Consider the following 14,449-nt stretch of genomic DNA (forward strand, 5'->3'; position numbering starts at 1 on the left):
GTCATGGACGAACTGATGGGCCGCTCGCTGGCCGAATGCCTGCGTGACGCGGAACACTCCACTTCTTCGACTGCATCGCGGCGAGCCAAATCGACGCGCACCGACGAACCGCCATCCCAAGGCAACGGCGCCGCGGCGAAGCCGTCCGCCGAGAATGGCCGACGGGAACAATTAGCCAAGATCACCCTGGATGCGGATCGCTGCGAGATGATCGGCCATGCGATCGCCGATGTCTATTTGGCGATGATCTTTGAAGAAGGCCTGTTTCACGCCGATCCCCACACCGACAACCTGTTTTTGCTCGAGGATGGTCGGCTCGGAATCTTGGATTTCGGGATGACCGGACGGATCGATGAGAGATTGCGAGAGAACATCGAAGACATGTTGGTCGCCATTTCAGGAGGCGATCAAAACCGCTTGACCCGTCTGATCCGCCGCGTCGGTGAAACGCCTCCCACCCTCGACGAGTCCGCGCTGTCGATCGACGTCGCCGATTTTATCGGCACCTACGGCCAGCAATCGATGGACGAATTCGATCTGGCCGGCGCGCTGACCGCGCTGACCGAACTGCTGCACAAGCATTCGATCAAGTTGCCCAACCAATCGGCCTTGCTGCTGAAGATGTTGATCTCGCTCGAAGGCACCCTGAGCGAGCTGGGTGCCAGTTTTGACTCCTTGAAAGTGATTCGATCCCTGGCGCACAAGACGATGCTTCGCCGCTTGAGCCCGCAGCGTCGGTTTCGCCAAGCCCGCCGCATTTACTTGGAAGCGGAAAGCTTTCTCGAATCGGCGCCCGACGAACTGGTTTCGTTGATGCAAATGCTTCGCCGCGGCGAAACACGCTTCACGCTCGAGCATCAGCGTTTGGGACCGTCCGTCAATCGGTTGGTCCTGGGCGTGATGGCCAGCGCCGTGTTTCTCGGATCGTCACTGTTGCTCGCGCAGCAGGTCTCGCCGTTGATCTCGATTCCGTTGTACTTCACCACGCTGGAACCGATCAGCCTGTTCGGGCTGATCGGCATGGTCGGAAGCATCTCGGTGATGTTGTGGTTGCTGCTGGCGATCGCCCGCAGCGGTCACCTGACGCGTGACAACGACAACTGATTCGGGGGCAGGCCTTGTTAGCGTTAGGGCGCGAGCCCTCCGGTCCGTCACCGCGTTTTCAACGCGGAATCCGGACGGCTCGCGGCCGCCAAACAGGTTGTTCCTGTTAGCGGTAGGGCGCGAGCCCTCCGGTCAACGCAGCGCTCCTGTCAGCGGTAGGGCGCGAGCCCTCCGGTCAACGCAGCGTTCCTGTTAGCGGTAGGGCGCAAGCCCTCCGGTCAACGCAGCGTTCCTGTTAGCGGCAGGGCGCAAGCCCTCCGGTCAACGCAGTGTTCGTGGTAGCGGTAGGGCGCAAGCCCTCCGGTCAACGCAGTGTTCGTGGTAGCGGTAGGGCGCGAGCCCTCCGGTCAACGCAGTGTTCCTGTTAGCGGTAGGGCGCGAGCCCTCCGGCCCTGCCGGCCGTAACCGGACGGCTCGCGCCGTTCCGCTATCTCCATCCGCTATCTCCATCGGCTATCTCCATCGGCCAAAGCGGCCGCGGTCCACTTACAACGGCGCGTTGGCAGCAATCTGAACTTTTTACTCCACCGAAAATCTTCGACCGTCCCGCCCCAGCGGGCAGGTCGCCGAAGGTGGGCGGAATGCCACATTCAAGTGTGCATCCGCACACGTTTGACGCAGCTGCACTAGATCGACTGGCCGTTTTACCTTGTTTTTTGCGGTGGTACGGCGTTTGCATGCTGCCACTTTGCTGCGATTGCAGCAATCGGGCGTTGCAAGGAGCCTGTTTGTCCTTGGAATAGCACCACCATTCAATCTCGGAGGCTCTCCTATGTTCAAAACAGACAGCAACGTGCTTGATTCGATGCTCCAGGGCGTGCGTCAAGCCACCGAAGCGAACTTCAAACTGCAGCAGGATCTGTTGCGGGGCTGGACGCGTTACTGGCCTGGCTTCACGGCACGGCCGGTTGCTCCGATGGTGGATCAAGAGAGCGGGCTTTCCAATCCGATCTCCGCAGCCGCCCTGCGTCTGGCCAAGGCCCAACATCAGCTGGCGATGCAACGCTATGACGGCGCGCTGGCTGCATTGGACTCGGTGCTGGGGATCACCCAAGAGGCCGAGGCGGACAGTGCTGCTCCGGCAACGGAAACGCCAACCAAGGTTGCAGTGCCACCGTCCGGTGCAGTGCAACCACAACAAGAAACGATCAACACCAGCCAACAGGGACAAAGCGAGATGATTACGAAAGCCCCCGAACCAGAACTGCAAGAATCCGCCGAACTGCCGGCGGGCGTCTACAAGAACATCCGCGAAAAAGTCGCCGTCGTGACCGGTGCGGCCAGTGGGATCGGCGAAGCGGTGGCGCGTGAATTGGCTGCCCGCGGCGCCAAAGCGGTGATGTTGGTCGACCGCAGCGACAGCGTCCAGGAATTGGCTAAATCGATCAACCAGAAAGCCGGCCGTGAAGTGGCCGAAGCGATGCTCGGCGACACGACCGACGAGGCCTTCCGCAAACGCGTCTTCAACGAGGCGGCTGAAAAATATGGCATCGTCAGCATCTGTGTGCCTGCAGCCGGGATCACCCGCGACGCACTCGCCGTGACGATCAACAAAGAAACCGGCCGGGCTCAGATCTATCCGACGGAAACGTTCCGCCAAGTCACCGAAGTGAACTTGATCGCGCCGATCTATTGGGGCATCGAGATGGTGGCCCGGATCGCCGAAGATCGACGTCAACGTGGACTGAAGCGTTGGGATCCGGACGAGCTGATCCAAGGCGTGGTTGTCTTCCTCGGTTCGGTGTCGTCGCAAGGGAACAAGGGACAGATCTCTTACGCCGTCGCGAAAGCGGGCTTGGAAGGGGCCGCCGCGACGTTGACCAAAGAAGCGATTTTCCACGGCGTCCGCTGTGGCATCATCCACCCCGGGTTCACCGACACGCCGATGGCCAGGGCGTTGGGACAAGATTTCTTGGACAAGAACGTGTTGCCCTACACCCAGCTGCGACGTCTGATCAAACCCGAAGAGATTGCCGATGCGATTTGCTTCATGATCTCCAACTCGGCGGTCAGCGGCGAACTTTGGGCGGACGCCGGATGGCACGGCCCCGCCTAGTCGTCATCCGATTCCAACTGTTCGATCCGCTCTTCGAGTTGCTTCACGCGAAGCGCCAGTTGAGCGGATTCGGACGACGGAGGATTGGCCGGGTCGGCCTTGCTGGTCGCGGAAACGTTGTCCAGCCAAGACTTAATCCATTGCATGGGGGCAAGTGATGTGGCGGCAGGATTGTGCCGCCGCAAATAATCGAGATAGGAAAGAGAGTGACGAAAGTAATCGCCGAAAAAGCCCGACATCAGGTCATTGGACCGGAGAATGAAATGCAACATCTCGGCGGGAAACAACGAAATTTTATCCGGGTGCCGCTCCATGATGATTTGAATCAGAACCGCTTGAGTCATGTCCTCACCCGACTGACTATCACGGATCTCCACCGTGTGACCGTCAATCACCATCTCTTCGATGTCCCTGAGCGACACGTACTTGCTGGTGTGACTGGCGTAATAACGGCGATTGGGATACCGCTTGATCAAGATCGGATGGTCGGTCATGAGAACCGTGATCCTCCCGGACAACAAAGCCACTTAAAAAAACTGCAGCGTTGTTACCGCTGCAGGAACGTCCGCCGGACCGATCGTCCGACAGACACCCGTTTGGAACCGACGCTTACATAAGGAGCGAAACAATGACCACGAAAACAGAAACGAACGTGTACGATCAAGTCTTTGAAAACGTGAAGAAGGCAACCGATGCCGGACTGAAGATGCAACAGGAAGCCATCGCCCAATGGACTGCATTATGGCCGGCCGTTCCCTCGCCGCAATCCGTGTGGGTCGACAAAGTGCGTGAATTCCAAAAGCAGTGGGGCGCAGTCCTCTCTGAATTGGCGCACCGACATCGCACCACTTTGGATCAGCAGTACGAAGCCGCTCTGGAATCCTTCGAAGAAGCCTTGCAGGTCGGCGAGTCCAGCGATCCCGAAGAGTTTCGCAAACGCACCGAGCAGTTTTTCCGAAAGACGCTCGACTGCATGCGCGAAGCCTCCGAAGCTCAAATGAAAGAGTACCAAGAGGCGATGGCAAAACTGAGCGAGCTGGTCACCAAAGCAGGATCGTAGCGGTCAAGACGCGAAGGAAGAGCGATGCAGCGAGGTATCAAGACGCAGGACGCCCCCACGCGGGAATCTCCCAGACGGGAAATTCTGTTCTCGGACGCCGACTTGGATCACCTGACCAAGTCGACGTTCGTGGAGCGGGTCGATTTCCATCCCGAGATTGATTCTACCAATCGTCGCGCGATGGAACTCGCCCGCAACGGGACCCCCGCAGGCCCCGTGTTGGTTCTGGCCGAGACACAGACCGATGGTCGTGGCCGCGGCACGAATCACTGGTGGGCCGATTCGGGCGCCCTCACCTTGACGCTGTTGCTCGATACCGGGCTGCCCCAGCGGCGGTTGCCCCAAGCATCCTTGACCGTCGGACTGGCCGTCTGCGAGGCGATCGAAGGGATCGTTGAATCCTCCGACATGCAACTCAAATGGCCCAACGACGTCTACTGTCGGCAACGCAAACTGAGCGGCATTTTGATTGAAATGCCAACTGTCCATCCACAGCTGTTGGCGATCGGCATCGGGATCAATGTCAATAACTCCTTGTCTCGGGCACCGGACGAATTGCGGACGACCGCGATTGCCATGTGTGACGTCGCAGGGCACCCGTTTCCGTTGACCGATGTGCTGATCGCGGTGCTGAATCGACTGCAGCATCGGCTGGAATGCATTGGCTGCCGCGACGATGAACTACGAACCAAGTGGCGAGAACGATGTTTACTGACCAACCGCACCGTCCAAGTCGACCTCGGGACCCGCTTCGTTTCGGGACGATGTCGGGGTATCAACGACGAGGGTGCTCTGGTCATCGAAACCCCTGCCGGGTTAGAACCATGTTACGCGGGAACGGTTACTCTGTTCTAAACGGCAATGCCGTGCAGCCATTCCGCCAACGCGTGCGAAACCACACGCAGTTCGAGCCGTGCATGAACCAACCAATCGACGAATCGAATGCGACGGATCGAACCTGGCCGCCCCTGGTGGAATGTTGGACCCAAGCCGTCAAGCACGCGGCTGAGAACGCGCATCAACTGCAACGGGCGTCCCATCCCAATGCAGACCCGAAGACGCACCGCCGCCAGTGGTTTGATCTGTGGGGGCAGGCAACCGAATCGTATCTCCGCAGTTCCGATTTCTTGAAACTGTTGAAACGACACATCGATACCCTGATCGCCGCAAAGCTGGCCGGCGACTTCGACCCGGCGGACGCCCGCGCGAAAGGGAAGACGTTGAGCGACGATGTCCGGGCACTGTCGATGAGTTTTGGGCAACTGTTTCCGGAAACGAAAGCCTTGCCGAACCGAATCCATACCGGCGACGCGTGTGCCGCGACACCGGACGCACCAGGGAACGCATCGAAATGGGCGACATCGTTTGAGGTGGTCTACGAAGAAACGCCGCTGAAGTTGCTGCACTTCAAACCCCGCCACGCCCGCTTCGCCGAACCCGTCCTGATTTGTTTCGCGTTGGTCAATCGCCCCTACATCCTGGATCTAAAAGCCAACCGCAGCGTGGTCCGGCGGTTGCTCGACCGCGGTTTTGACGTCTATGTGATCGATTGGGGCAGCCCCGACGAATCCGATTCGGCGTTGCGGCTGGAAGATTACGTCTGTTCGATGTTGAACAACGCGGTCGACTTCGTTTGCCAGCGATCCCGCACCCCACGGCTCAGCCTGCTCGGTTATTGTATGGGCGGCACGATGTCGACACTCTACGCGGCGTTGCATCCCGAGCGGATCGGGAACCTGATTCTGATGGCGGCGCCGATCGAGTTCGATGGGGAGGACGGATTGTTGAATTTGTGGGCGCGCCCGGAAACGTTCGACGTCGATGGACTGATCGACGCGTTTGGAAATTGCCCCGGCGAATTTCTGCAGTTCGTGTTTCAGTTGATGAAGCCCGTGCAGAACTTTGCGGAAAAGCAGCTGTCGTTCATGGAGAATGCGAACGATGCGGAGTTCTTGGATGATTTTACAACCATCGAGCGTTGGTCCAGCGACACGATCCCCATCGCCGGGGAGACGTTTCGCGACTTCGTTTCGATGCTTTATCAAGAAGATCGCCTGGTGAACAATCAAATGGTTCTCGCCGGTGAAACGATTCGATTGGCAGCGATCACGTGCCCGATCCTGTTGCTGGTCGCCCAACGCGATCACTTGGTTCCGCCAGAATCGACACTGGCGATCAAAGAACGTGTCAGTTCCCAAGATGTCACATCATTGTCGATCGAAGCCGGGCACATCGGTTTGGCTGTGGGCTCACAGGCCCAGCGAAATCTCTGGCCCCTGGCGGCGGAATGGATAGCAAGTCACTCAACCAAGCGGTGAAAACCTGGTCACGCGAACGCCTTCACCAGCGTTCGACGCAATCGAACGAGAAGCATCATGCAGGATATAGTCAAACGCCTTGAAGAAATGCGCAAGGCCGCCGAAATGGGCGGCGGACAGAAACGGATTGATGCGCAGCACAAAAAAGGCAAGCTTACGGCGCGGGAACGGATCGAACTGCTGTTGGATCCGGGGATGTTCGAAGAATGGGACATGTTCGTCGAACATCGTTGCAAAGACTTCGGAATGGACCAGCAAAGCATTCCAGGCGATGGCGTGGTGACCGGCTACGGGACCATCAACGGTCGCGTCGTGTTTGTCTTCAGCCAAGACTTCACCGTCTTCGGAGGCTCGCTCTCCGAAGCCCACGCCGAGAAGATCTGCAAGGTGATGGACCATGCGATCAAAGTCGGCGCGCCGGTCATCGGCATCAATGATTCCGGAGGCGCGCGGATTCAGGAAGGCGTGGCGTCACTCGGCGGCTACGCCGATGTCTTTCAACGCAACGTACTGGCCTCCGGCGTCGTGCCGCAAATCTCGTTGGTGATGGGCCCCTGCGCCGGTGGCGCCGTCTACTCGCCGGCCATGACGGACTTCATCTTCATGGTCAAAGACAGTTCTTACATGTTTGTGACCGGTCCCGATGTGGTCAAAACCGTGACCCATGAAGAGGTCACGCACGAACAACTCGGCGGAGCGGTGACCCATTCGACCGTGTCCGGCGTTGCCGACCGCGCGTTCGAAAACGACGTCGAAGCGCTTGCGATGGTGCGGCGTTTTATCAACTACTTGCCGGCCAACAACCGAGCCGACGCGCCGCACCGCCCCACCCCCGATCCGTCCGATCGCGTCGAACCCTCGCTCGATACGCTGGTTCCCGATTCGCCGACCAAACCGTACGACATGAAAGAGTTAATCCTCAAGATTGTCGACGACACGGATTTCTTTGAGCTGCAGCCCGAGCATGCAAAGAACATCGTCGTCGGGCTGGCCCGGATGGACGGGTATCCGATCGGTGTTGTCGCCAACCAGCCGTTGGTGTTGGCCGGATGCTTGGATATCAAATCGTCGATCAAGGCGGCACGCTTCGTTCGTTTTTGCGATGCGTTCAACATTCCCATTTTGACCCTGGTCGACGTCCCCGGATTCATGCCGGGAACCGCCCAGGAATACGGCGGAATCATCAAGCACGGTGCGAAGCTGTTGTATGCCTATGCCGAAGCCACCGTCCCCAAGGTGACGTTGATCACCCGCAAAGCCTACGGTGGTGCCTATGACGTGATGTCGTCCAAACACCTTCGCGGTGACGTGAACCTGGCATGGCCGAGTGCGGAGATCGCCGTCATGGGTCCCAAGGGCGCGGTCGAGATCATCTTCCGCAAGGACCTGGGCGATCCTGAAAAAATCGCCGCGCTGACCGAAGAATACCGTGTCAAGTTCGCCAACCCGTTCATCGCCGGACGGCGAGGATTCATCGACGACGTGGTGATGCCGCGGATGACACGCAAACGGATTTGCCGATCGCTGGCCATGCTGCGCAGCAAGAAACTGGAGAACCCTTGGCGGAAGCACGGAAACATTCCGCTTTAAAAGATTGGTCATTCAAAATCATGTTCACTAAAATACTGATCGCCAATCGCGGCGAGATCGCTTGCCGCGTCATCAAGACCGCCCGCAAAATGGGCATCCAAACAGTCGCCGTTTATTCGGAAGCGGATCGCGATGCGCTCCACGTCTCGATGGCAGACGAAGCGGTGCTGATCGGCCCACCGCCGTCGGCCGAAAGCTATCTCGTGATCGACAAACTCGTCCAGGCCTGCCGCGACACCGGCGCCCAGGCCGTCCACCCCGGCTACGGATTCGTCTCCGAGAACGCTGCCTTCGCCGAACAGTTGGCAGCAGCCGGCATCGCGTTCATCGGCCCCAACGTCCATGCGATCAAGAACATGGGCGACAAGATCACGTCCAAGAAATTGGCGCAAGAAGCCGGCGTGAACACCGTCCCCGGTCACGCCGACATCATCGAGTCCCCGGACGTTGCCGTCACGATTGCCCAAGAAATCGGGTACCCGGTGATGATCAAAGCCAGCGCCGGCGGAGGCGGCAAAGGGATGCGGATCGCCCGCAACGATGACGAATGCCGTGACGGATTCCAACGCGCCAGCGGTGAGGCGAAAACATCCTTCGGTGACGACCGCGTGTTCATCGAAAAGTTCATCGAACAACCGCGGCACATCGAAATCCAAGTGATCGCCGACAAACACGGCAACGTGATCCATCTCGGTGAGCGCGAATGCTCACTCCAACGACGCCATCAAAAGGTCATCGAAGAAGCCCCCTCGCCCTTCCTGGACGCCCAAACCCGTTCGGCGATGGGTGACCAGGCGGTCGCGCTCGCCCGCGCGGTCCAATACGAGTCGGCCGGAACCGTCGAATTCATCGTCGACAATGACCGCAATTTTTACTTCCTGGAAATGAACACCCGGTTGCAGGTGGAACACCCGGTGACCGAATACGTGACCGGGTTGGACCTGGTCGAATTGATGATCCGCAGCGCAGCCGGCGAAGTGTTGCCGTTGTCCCAGTCCGACGTCCAACTCAACGGGTCGGCGATCGAATCGAGGGTTTATGCCGAAGATCCGCTCCGTGGGTTCCTGCCGTCGATCGGTCGACTCGTTCGCTATTGCCCGCCGCCAGAAAGCGACGTGGTTCGCGTCGACACCGGTGTCTATGAAGGTGCAGAGATCTCGATGCACTATGACCCGATGATCGCCAAGTTGATCACGTACGGTACAACGCGTGACGCCGCGATCGGACACATGCGCGAAGCGCTCAACGAGTTCTACATCCGCGGCGTGTCGCACAACATCAGCTTCCTGGCCGCACTGATCGAACACCCGCGTTTTCGGGCCGGCAACATCAGTACCAATCTGATCGCCGAGGAGTATCCCGACGGTTTCCATCCGTCGGACTTGGTGCACGAGAACCCGGCGTTGCTGATTGTCGTCGCCGCCGCCATCCATCGACGCTACATGGACCGAGCCGCCGGGATCAGCGGCCAGTTGCCCGGCTACGAACGCAACATCGACGATCACTGGGTCATCATGCTCGACGGCCAGCAGTCTCCGGTAGCCATGCGCCCGCTGCCCGGCGGCCATGAAATCACCTATGGGACGGACACCTATCAAGTGATCAGCGACTGGCAATTCGGCCAACCGCTATTCCGAGGCACGGTCAACGGCGAAACGGTTTGTATCCAGGTCGAACGCCGCAACATGCATTACAGTCTGTTCCACTGGGGTTCCCAAATCGACATCATGGTCTTGACCCCGCGCGCCGCTGACCTGCTCGCCTGCATGCCGTTCAAAGAACCGCCGGATATGAGCCGCTTCCTGCTCTCGCCGATGCCCGGCCTGCTGACACAACTGAGAGTCGAAGAGGGGACCGAAGTGCACGCGGGTCAGGACTTGGCGGTGATCGAAGCGATGAAGATGGAAAACGTCCTCCGTGCCGAACGCGAAGGACGCGTTTCAAAAATCGCGGCCAGCATCGGCGACACGCTGGCAGTCGATCAACCCATCCTCGAATTCGAACCGCTGGCGGATTGACGCGGTCAAAGGCAGAACGATGAAGTGGCAGAATGATGAGAAACAATCACTCTCGTCTTCTTTTCCGACCTTAGTTCAACATCATTCTGCCCCGAATTATTCTGCCATCCCCTCGCCCAACAACATTCTGCGTTCCTCCAACTCCCAACGTTTTGCCCCCATCGTTTTGCCCAAATCATTCCGCCATCCTTCCGCTCATCATCATTCTGCCCCGAATCATTCTGCCACCCCTCCACCCCCATCGTTTACCAACCTCACTTCGTCGGCATCGGATTCTTCCCGGCATCGTACGGCATCAGGTTCCAATCGGAACAAAACGGTGACGCCGGCAGCCCCTCGCGCGAATGCAGATTCCAAGGTTCACCCGCTTTCGCTTCCGGATGACACGCATAGCGGACCGCGATCGGCTGCGTCACATCGGGGCTCGACACGACCACCGTGCCCCCTTCGATCCGAGCATTCGCCGCCTGCCACCGCCCCTCTCGCCCGATCAATTCGAACCCGTTGAGCCGACCCTCGTGATTCGGCTGGATCGACCGCACGCCCGCGACACGCCCCACCATCAGGCCCGATCCGGCATGCTCGAATGAAACGGCCACCGTTCCTTCCTGAATCTTCGCCTCGCGAAACATCGGCCCACTGGCTTCGATCGCACGCCCGTATTCACTGGCCAACGGCCACCTCGCCAATCGCTCGCCGACGTCGATCTTGTTGGGCGGGTGGATGTCATTGCCGTTGTCCAAGTCGATGGTCACGACCATGCCGGTGTGCGGCAGACTTTGGGCACGCCGCTGTTCCTCCCGCAGGTACGTCCACGCGTAACTGGACCATTGTGGCAACTGGACAAAGTAGACCGGCAAACGTTCGCGATCCCAAACGCGTCGCCAGCCCTCGACCAACGCTCGCATTTTGTGTTCATAGTCACGCGGATCCTCGCCTCGGCCACTATTGGATTCTCCCTGGTACCAAATCGCCCCACGAATGGCGTAAGGCACCAGGGGTGCGATGCGTCCGTTGTAAATCGTGCCCGCCAGCCAGCTGGAATTGCGAACGTACGTTCCGCCGGGCATGGCTTGGATGCCTTCGATATCGCCTGCTTCTGCCCGCGCAGCCAGTTCAACCAGCGTGGGATGGCCGACGAAGGCTTCCACCGGAATGAACGGTTCGATCGGCTTGCCGCCCCAGGAACAGTCAATGACACCGATGGGAACTTGCAAAGCTTGGTGCAATCGCCGCGCGAAGACAAAGGCTACGGCGGAATGCTGGAGCACGCTTTGCGGCGTGCAGACATCCCAGCGAGCGACCGTGGAAAGGTCGTCCAGCGGCTGGGGGGAATCCGGTTCGTTGATTTTCGTGAACCGAATCGCGGGAAAGTCGGCGGCTGACACCAAGTCTTGTCCCTCGGCGAGTCGACTTGCCATCGCGCCTGCCGTGTAAGCCATGTTCGACTGACCCGCTGCCAACCAAACCTCACCGACCAAAACGTTCTTGCGAACCACTCGATCGCCTTCAGACTGCACGACCAACTCGCGCGGAGACGCGGATGCCGACATCGCCGCCAGCGTCACCCGCCAGCGACCCTGTTCATCGACGATCGTCGTATGAGACTGGCCATCGAACGCAACCACGACGCTCGCCCCCGGTTCCGCGGTGCCCCAGACCGGGACAGGCAACTCGCGCTGCAGCACCATCCGATCGGCAAACACATTTGCTAGATGAACGTCTGCAAAGGCGACGCTTGATCCGACCAGTTGAAGAACAAGGATCAAGACCAAACCGAATCGGCCGAAACGAAGCCGGGAATCTCGCCGAAAATGCATCTGTTAATGTCCCGCAAATGGTCAAGAAACGCGATTCAAGCACGTCGTCCAACCCCTGTTCCCCTGGAAACAGGTTCCTCTCAATCTTGGCACCGCGGAGCCACAGACGACGGAGCACTCAACATCACGTTCAGTAGTCGAGACTTGCGCCGAAATCCGGCGTCTCTCCGTTCTCCACCGCTTCAGTCCAGGCATCCAATCGATCAACGCCCAGCTTCCAGAACTTTCGGCAAAGATCAAAGTATTCCAAGACGACCTGCTTTTCGTTGGCGGCAAGAAGGTCTTTGGCCAATTGCATGTTGGGGCCAAACGAATTCATTTGCGGTGACCCTTGACTATCGACGGACGCCAGCAGGCGTTTTTTTGCTTCGGCGATGTCGCCCGTTGCAAGGGCGAGACGCCCCAGCACTTGATTCCCGTCCTGGATGGCGTTGCCGTAGTTCCAGTCCTCGCGCTGTGTCTGGGCGCGTCGCAACAGTTCTTCGGCGAGCTTCCGAGCTTCCTCCGTCTTTCCTTTTTTCAACGCATTCTTCGCAGCCCGGTTCAACGCATAGAAACGCTCGGTCTCGTTTCTCGCCGCATCCAGATCACCCCCGACAAGATCCATCATGCGTTTCCGTTCCGCAGGCGAAACCGCGGCTTCGGCTCCTTTCCGTTCGACTTCCGCGGGCGCTGAAAGAAGGACGAAATTCAAGGTCGAAACATTCGGCAGGCGTACCTTTTGTGCCATGAACTGGATGGTGTCACCCGCTTGGAAATCACTGCGGGCCAACGGGTCACTCACGATGACCTCAAAGTCCTTCCATTTGACCAGGTAGGCGACGAACCGATGCCCGTCTTGTTCGGCGGAGAACACTTTCAGGACCGCCCCTTCCTCCGTCTCAAACTCACTTTCGACGCCTTTCGGCAAAGCAGGCGTTTGGGCGAAGACTGGCGATATCCCGATCATCGAGACGCTTGCCAGCAATCCAGCCCAGAGCACGGTAAGTAAGTTTCTTGTCATGGTCATGTCCTGATTCAGATTCGACGTACGATCTCGACGGAGTCACACGGGGTCTATTCTAAGGTCGAATCCATTAGAACGGTCGACATTCTTGTGTTTCGCGCAAAGTCCAGTCCGGACAAGCAGGATGCGAAAGCCCAGCGGGCTGACAGAGTGTTTGCCGGGTCCGTCAGAGCCCGGACTCCAAATGCAATTTCGCCGCAGGCCTGGAAGGCCGATACAGTGGGCAGCGGGTCGAGGCCGCGGCATGGGACCGTGTCGCCCTTCTCGGCTGTTGCAACAAGTGCAGTCTCCAAACCGGCGGCTCATCGGAGTCGCAGCGCAAACCACGTTTTGATCTCATTGGTGCACTTCAAACTTGCAAACCCGCTCAACTCCCAAAGAACGGCGCGTCCTGTGGTCGGTCGGATTCGTCTTTGACTAAAAGAAAAACACCCTCAGACCATACGGCGACAGTCACGGGAGATTGCCCCCTCCTTTTGGTCCGCCCGGCTTATTTGGATCGGGGCAGGACATTCGACTCGTCGCGCATCGCGTTGGTGTCCGACGACTTGGGGTCAGTGCCGTTTGGACGGTCCCAACAAACCCAAGGCTGGGCCAATGCTTCCGAGCGAAACAGTTCTAGATCCGAATCATTGGGAAAATGATCAATCGGTTTCCAAATGGGAAGCCGGGGATGATTCGGCTGGAGATCGGGGCGAAAACACATGTCGACCATCCATTTCGAGCGAGTGTCAGAAACCAGCGTATTGCGAACGATGCTGCATAGAAGGTAGTTGTCTTCGGACACGCCGACAACGAGACGGCGTTCTTCACCTTCAACATCGCAGGGTGGGCTGATAGGGTCTGGCAGAGTGTAAAAAGTGCGTTTCTCCATTCGAAGTTCGGAGGCGATTTGATAATGCTCCGATCGAAATTGTGCATGACGGATGCCAACAAACGCCAGCCAGACAATGAGTAGACACACCGGAACGACGAGCAGCAATCGCCAATGGGAATTCATCGATTTCTTGTCGGATAATGAATTGCGATCGATCCGCGCATGCGGAGGAACGGAGATCGATCGGACGCCAGAACTTTGTCTGCCCTTCACGTGGGCCGGTGATCGGACTCGATTAGAATGGATCCAGCCAGAGGGTGCCAGTTTCAAGATTCGACGACTCGCGATACCAAGCCGGACAAGCTTCATTGCTGGTGCGAATAACGGCCGTCCACGATTCTCTCCCTCTGGGAGAGACGGCGTTTGCGCAGCAAGCAAACGCCAGAGAGGGCTCACGCTGCAAAAGTCTTGGCGTCTTCCGCTTCGATCAAATCCGTCACTTAGACAATCGACGTCCCACGGGGTTGCACAACACGGTTCACCCGACCCGCGGTGCCCATTGCGCCGTCCAACACGCCGCATCGTCTGTTGATCCCCGATGGCCAACGCTGTGAAGCATTTTTAGCGGTAGGGCGCGAGCCCTCCGGTGTCTCGGGACCA

Annotated in this window: 11 protein-coding genes; 7 read left to right on the plus strand and 4 right to left on the minus strand. The window is 58.6% G+C overall.

Annotated features, from left to right (window positions below):
• Both ABX749_RS05330 and ABX749_RS05335 read left to right on the plus strand, forming a co-directional pair.
• On the plus strand, positions 1-1,104 hold a 1,104-nt coding region (locus ABX749_RS05330), incomplete at its 5' end, for an AarF/UbiB family protein (RefSeq protein WP_372895083.1).
• Between the two features lie 772 nt (positions 1,105-1,876).
• Positions 1,877-3,160 (plus strand): SDR family NAD(P)-dependent oxidoreductase, encoded by a 1,284-nt coding sequence (locus ABX749_RS05335; protein WP_372895084.1) that lies wholly within the window; start codon positions 1,877-1,879, stop codon positions 3,158-3,160.
• On the opposite strand, the gene ABX749_RS05340 is transcribed toward ABX749_RS05335, so the two are convergent.
• Positions 3,157-3,654, minus strand: a complete 498-nt coding sequence (locus ABX749_RS05340) for a polyhydroxyalkanoate synthesis regulator DNA-binding domain-containing protein (RefSeq protein WP_145212826.1) — start codon at positions 3,652-3,654, stop codon at positions 3,157-3,159. The two genes, ABX749_RS05335 and ABX749_RS05340, sit on opposite strands and share 4 nt — an antisense overlap.
• A 134-nt stretch (positions 3,655-3,788) precedes the next feature.
• On the opposite strand from ABX749_RS05340, the gene ABX749_RS05345 reads away from it, so the two are divergent.
• The 5 genes from ABX749_RS05345 (at position 3,789) to ABX749_RS05365 (ending at position 10,146) form a co-directional block, all read left to right on the plus strand.
• Positions 3,789-4,220 carry a hypothetical protein gene (locus ABX749_RS05345; RefSeq protein ID WP_372895085.1) on the plus strand — a complete coding sequence of 144 codons (432 nt, stop codon included), beginning with the start codon at positions 3,789-3,791 and terminating at the stop codon, positions 4,218-4,220.
• Positions 4,221-4,244: 24 nt separating this feature from the next.
• Positions 4,245-5,075, plus strand: coding sequence for a biotin--[acetyl-CoA-carboxylase] ligase (locus tag ABX749_RS05350; protein WP_372895086.1), 831 nt, complete (start codon positions 4,245-4,247; stop codon positions 5,073-5,075).
• 62 nt (positions 5,076-5,137) lie between these two features.
• Positions 5,138-6,538 (plus strand): class III poly(R)-hydroxyalkanoic acid synthase subunit PhaC, encoded by a 1,401-nt coding sequence (phaC, locus tag ABX749_RS05355; protein WP_372895087.1) that lies wholly within the window; start codon positions 5,138-5,140, stop codon positions 6,536-6,538.
• Positions 6,539-6,595: 57 nt separating this feature from the next.
• Positions 6,596-8,128 (plus strand): acyl-CoA carboxylase subunit beta, encoded by a 1,533-nt coding sequence (locus tag ABX749_RS05360; RefSeq protein WP_145212838.1) that lies wholly within the window; start codon positions 6,596-6,598, stop codon positions 8,126-8,128.
• A 20-nt stretch (positions 8,129-8,148) separates the two neighbouring features.
• On the plus strand, positions 8,149-10,146 hold the full coding sequence (locus ABX749_RS05365; protein WP_372895088.1) for an acetyl-CoA carboxylase biotin carboxylase subunit: 1,998 nt from the start codon (positions 8,149-8,151) through the stop codon (positions 10,144-10,146).
• Positions 10,147-10,400: 254 nt separating this feature from the next.
• Here the strand turns inward: ABX749_RS05365 and ABX749_RS05370 are convergent, their stop codons facing one another.
• From ABX749_RS05370 to ABX749_RS05380, 3 genes are all read right to left on the minus strand, one after another.
• Positions 10,401-11,966, minus strand: a complete 1,566-nt coding sequence (locus tag ABX749_RS05370) for a sialate O-acetylesterase (protein WP_372895089.1) — start codon at positions 11,964-11,966, stop codon at positions 10,401-10,403.
• A 130-nt stretch (positions 11,967-12,096) separates the two neighbouring features.
• A complete protein-coding gene (locus tag ABX749_RS05375) occupies positions 12,097-12,969 on the minus strand; it encodes a hypothetical protein (RefSeq protein WP_372895090.1) in 873 nt (290 codons plus the stop codon).
• A 493-nt stretch (positions 12,970-13,462) separates the two neighbouring features.
• Positions 13,463-13,954 carry a hypothetical protein gene (locus ABX749_RS05380; protein ID WP_372895091.1) on the minus strand — a complete coding sequence of 164 codons (492 nt, stop codon included), beginning with the start codon at positions 13,952-13,954 and terminating at the stop codon, positions 13,463-13,465.
• Positions 13,955-14,449 lie beyond the last annotated feature (495 nt).

Source organism: Stieleria sp., assembly GCF_041595215.1.
Classification (GTDB): domain Bacteria; phylum Planctomycetota; class Planctomycetia; order Pirellulales; family Pirellulaceae; genus Stieleria; species Stieleria magnilauensis.

What these genes read in the sequence shown, in the direction of transcription:
- phaC (WP_372895087.1), top strand. Translation starts at nt 5,138, where the DNA reads ATGAACCAACCAATCGACGAATCGAATGCGACGGATCGAACCTGGCCG.
- ABX749_RS05375 (WP_372895090.1), bottom strand. Translation starts at nt 12,969, where the DNA reads ATGACAAGAAACTTACTTACCGTGCTCTGGGCTGGATTGCTGGCAAGC.
- ABX749_RS05340 (WP_145212826.1), bottom strand. Translation starts at nt 3,654, where the DNA reads ATGACCGACCATCCGATCTTGATCAAGCGGTATCCCAATCGCCGTTAT.
- ABX749_RS05370 (WP_372895089.1), bottom strand. Translation starts at nt 11,966, where the DNA reads ATGCATTTTCGGCGAGATTCCCGGCTTCGTTTCGGCCGATTCGGTTTG.
- ABX749_RS05350 (WP_372895086.1), top strand. Translation starts at nt 4,245, where the DNA reads ATGCAGCGAGGTATCAAGACGCAGGACGCCCCCACGCGGGAATCTCCC.
- ABX749_RS05360 (WP_145212838.1), top strand. Translation starts at nt 6,596, where the DNA reads ATGCAGGATATAGTCAAACGCCTTGAAGAAATGCGCAAGGCCGCCGAA.
- ABX749_RS05345 (WP_372895085.1), top strand. Translation starts at nt 3,789, where the DNA reads ATGACCACGAAAACAGAAACGAACGTGTACGATCAAGTCTTTGAAAAC.
- ABX749_RS05335 (WP_372895084.1), top strand. Translation starts at nt 1,877, where the DNA reads ATGTTCAAAACAGACAGCAACGTGCTTGATTCGATGCTCCAGGGCGTG.
- ABX749_RS05365 (WP_372895088.1), top strand. Translation starts at nt 8,149, where the DNA reads ATGTTCACTAAAATACTGATCGCCAATCGCGGCGAGATCGCTTGCCGC.